The 3,005-nt window shown below is 64.4% G+C and carries 4 protein-coding genes; 1 reads left to right on the top strand and 3 read right to left on the bottom strand.

All coding sequences use genetic code 11. The annotated features are described in order from the left end of the window. Positions 1-63 precede the first annotated feature (63 nt). The 3 genes from ACOVRJ_RS17695 to ACOVRJ_RS17685 are packed head-to-tail and all read right to left on the bottom strand — an operon-like array spanning position 64 to position 1,777. The gene (locus ACOVRJ_RS17695) at positions 64-864 is read right to left on the bottom strand and encodes an isocitrate lyase/PEP mutase family protein (RefSeq protein WP_422045152.1); all 801 of its coding nucleotides are present in this window, start codon (positions 862-864) and stop codon (positions 64-66) included. Positions 865-881: 17 nt separating this feature from the next. Next, positions 882-1,253 (bottom strand): NIPSNAP family protein, encoded by a 372-nt coding sequence (locus ACOVRJ_RS17690; RefSeq protein WP_422045151.1) that lies wholly within the window; start codon positions 1,251-1,253, stop codon positions 882-884. Then, positions 1,244-1,777: a DUF1579 domain-containing protein gene (locus tag ACOVRJ_RS17685; RefSeq protein WP_422045150.1), complete on the bottom strand. Its 534-nt coding sequence runs from the start codon at positions 1,775-1,777 to the stop codon at positions 1,244-1,246. Before ACOVRJ_RS17685 ends, ACOVRJ_RS17690 begins: the two co-directional genes overlap by 10 nt. 132 nt (positions 1,778-1,909) lie before the next feature. On the opposite strand from ACOVRJ_RS17685, the gene ACOVRJ_RS17680 reads away from it, so the two are divergent. Beyond that, complete coding sequence (locus ACOVRJ_RS17680; RefSeq protein WP_422045149.1) at positions 1,910-2,812, top strand: LysR family transcriptional regulator; 903 nt, start codon at positions 1,910-1,912, stop codon at positions 2,810-2,812. Positions 2,813-3,005 lie beyond the last annotated feature (193 nt).

The following is a 3,005-nucleotide window of genomic DNA, read 5'->3' as shown; positions in this document are numbered from 1 at the left end:
ACGGCGGACGAGCTGCTGGGGGTGATCTTCAGCAGCTTCTGTATTGGCAAGTGAGGCGGGCTGCTAGGAGAACAGCGCATTCACTTCCGCATAGCCCAAGGCGCTGTCGGCGAACAAGCCCTGCGCATGCTGCGCCTCCAGCAGGGCCGCGGTAGCAGTGAGTGTGTGCCCGTAGGCGAGCAGAAAATTCGCCGGCCCAGCGCTGAAGCGGCGTACGCCGGCCGCAAACAAGGCGGCGATGCAGGGCAGTTCCGGCAGCAGCATCAGGTTGAGGGGCATTGCGGTGTGGGCGGCGATGAAGGCGGCGTCTTCAATGCGGCTGAGGCCCGGCACAAACAAGCCGTCGGCCCCGGCCACTTGATATGCCTGGGCACGCTTCACGGTGAGATCGAGCGCCTCCTCACCGCTTGCCAGGCCGCGCAGGTAGACGTCGGTCCTGGCATTGATGAACAGGGCGTTCTCGCCCAATGCGCGGCGACAGGCCGCCAACTTCTCGACCAGCAAGTGGGGCGGCTGGGCGCCGTCCTCCAAGTTGATTCCGGCGACACCCAGGTGGGCGAGGTCGACGACCAAGTCCGCCACATCCCTTGCGCAGTCGCTGTAGCCGTCTTCCAGGTCGACGCTCAAGGGGACGGCCAGAACCCTTTGAATTCGCGCAATGGCCGCCAACAACTCATGCCGCGGCAGGGTGCTGCCATCGGCGTAGCCAAGCGACCAGGCCAATGCCGCACTGGAGGTTGCGACGGCTCTCGCTCCCGCACGTTGAAACAGCGCAGCGCTGGCGGCGTCCCAGGCATTGGGCAGAAGCAAGGGGCTCTGCTGGGTGTGCAGGGCGAAGAATTGGGTGTGGCTGGGGACTGTCATGGGCAGAATCGGTTCATTCAAGGCCTTCGTGCCGAGGGCCGCGAGTCATGGCTGGCGATGCTTGGGTCGCGCAAGGCCTCGATGCGCTCCTGGCTCATCGCCATCACCACATTGCTGTCTGATGCGATCAGACTCACGATGGCTTCGCGCGGCCCTTCGCGCCAGGCGGGGCTCGCGTAGAAAGCGGCCTGGTCATGTTCCAGCTGCATCAAGTCCTTGAAGGCGCGAATCAGAAAGTAGCTGTCCGCGCCGTGCAGCGAGGGGCCAAAGCCCACAACGTCCATGCCCCACTCCAGCATCAGCGGCAGGCTTTGCTGGCTGATCAGGCCATGGAAGCGATCTCGGCTGCCGGGTACAAGCCGGTAGCTGCGAATTTCGATTACCGGCATTCGGGGGCTTCGGCAAGGGCATCGATACGGCGGAAGTCCATCACCCAGTTCACTTCCCAGCTGACACCGCCATCGGTGGAGAACGCTTGCTCCCAGCGGGGCTGCCCCAGCTCGGAGCACTGAGTCCACAGGAAGCGAACGCGAATGGCCTGGCCCCTGTGGGTGTCGTCCGCGTAGAAATAGCCCTTGCCGTCCTTGAAGCCACCGACAACGGGCACATCGAGCCGACCTGGATGGCGACCATCCAACCACCAGATCGACCACAAGCCACTTGCCGCATCGAAGCTCCGCAGGGTCAGGGCCCGGTAGTCGCCGTCGGGCAGGTGGATCACGTTGTCATCCACATTGGCATGGCCTCCCAGCAGCTTTTGCATGGCGGAACTGCCCTCGAATTGCTCCCATTCCTCGCAGCCCCTCAGACGGTCTTTGAGTCGACGGTGCTGTATCCGCCAGGACCCGACAAAGAAATCAAAGTCGGAAGCCGCACCGCTGTGCGGGTGGGGGCTGATGCAGGGATTTGGCATGCTGGTCGGCTCAGGGGATGTACGAAACAAGCCTCTAGCCTAGGTGCCCGCGCGACGCTCCGTTCATCCATCTATGCAAGCCACCATGTCAAACTTGCAAACCATCAAGACGCCCATCCGTAGTAGATCGCCATGAGCCAAAGCCCCAAGTCTTGGGACGATATGCGTTTCTTCCTGCACATCGCTCGTGCCGGATCGCTGACTGCGGCTGCCGGCAAGCTGGGGGTCAGTCATGCCACCGTGTTTCGTCGTCTGGGGGGCTTGGAAGCCGAGCTTGGCGTGCGCCTGTTTGAGCGCAGCCGGTCCGGCTACGCGCTGACCGAGGCCGGACAGGAGCTGTTGCGGCTTGCCGCCGACATGGAAATCGGGCTGGCCTCGGCCACACGGCAGCTCGGCAAGCGTGCGGCCTGGCCGGGTGGGGTGGTGCGGCTCACCACCACCGACACCCTCATGCATGCGGCACTGGCGCCCTTGCTCAGTGCCTACCAGCGCCAGGCCGGTGTGCAGCTGCTGATCAACACCTCCACGGTGCAGCAGGACATTCTGAAGGGCGAGGCCGATGTGGCCATTCGTGCGGGCGGCCGGCCGGCGGACCCGCTGGTGGCTCGGCGTCTGTGCCGCATCGAGTCCACGGTGTACCGCTCACGCAAGATCGGTGGCGCAAGTCCCAGCAATCTGGCCGATTTCCCCTGGGTGGCCGGCGACGAGACCTTCGCGCACCTGGACTCCAGCAAGTGGCTGCACCAGCAAGGCTTGGATGCCAATGCCGTGCTGCGCACCAACAGCCATGTCAATGTGTTGAATCTGGTCAAGGCGGGCGCGGGCTTGGCGGTGCTGCCCTGCTATCTGGGTGATTTGGAGCCCGGCCTCTGCCGCGTGCTGCCGGCGCCGCCCAGAGCGTGGCGCAGCGACCTCTGGTTGCTCACCCGTCAGGAGCTGCGCCATGTGCCCCGCATCAAGCAACTGTTTGACGCGGTGTTTGAGGGCACACGTCCGCTGGTTGCGCTGTTTGAGGGGCATGCGGCATTGCCCTGAAGCCGAAATCGTCCCGCAAGCTTGAGACAAGACGACACCGCGGCTGCAAGACGATCCAGGCCGTTGGAGGGGAGCGGCACCGATCCCGAACCGGCCATCAGGTCAAACGGCCGGCGGCGCCTCTCAGCCTGCCGCCCGCAACTGCTCCAGCGTCACGAACTTCAGCGCCTGGATGTGGGTGCTCTCCAGCACC

Source organism: Roseateles sp., assembly GCF_049240545.1.
Classification (GTDB): Bacteria; Pseudomonadota; Gammaproteobacteria; order Burkholderiales; family Burkholderiaceae_C; genus Paucibacter_A.
The sequence above is the reverse complement of the archived record's forward strand: the minus strand, read 5'-3'. Positions and strand labels throughout refer to the sequence as shown.

Excerpts from the sequence above, each read along its gene's own strand:
- ACOVRJ_RS17680 (WP_422045149.1), top strand. The coding sequence starts at position 1,910 with ATGAGCCAAAGCCCCAAGTCTTGGGACGATATGCGTTTCTTCCTGCAC.
- ACOVRJ_RS17695 (WP_422045152.1), bottom strand. The coding sequence starts at position 864 with ATGACAGTCCCCAGCCACACCCAATTCTTCGCCCTGCACACCCAGCAG.
- ACOVRJ_RS17690 (WP_422045151.1), bottom strand. The coding sequence starts at position 1,253 with ATGCCGGTAATCGAAATTCGCAGCTACCGGCTTGTACCCGGCAGCCGA.
- ACOVRJ_RS17685 (WP_422045150.1), bottom strand. The coding sequence starts at position 1,777 with ATGCCAAATCCCTGCATCAGCCCCCACCCGCACAGCGGTGCGGCTTCC.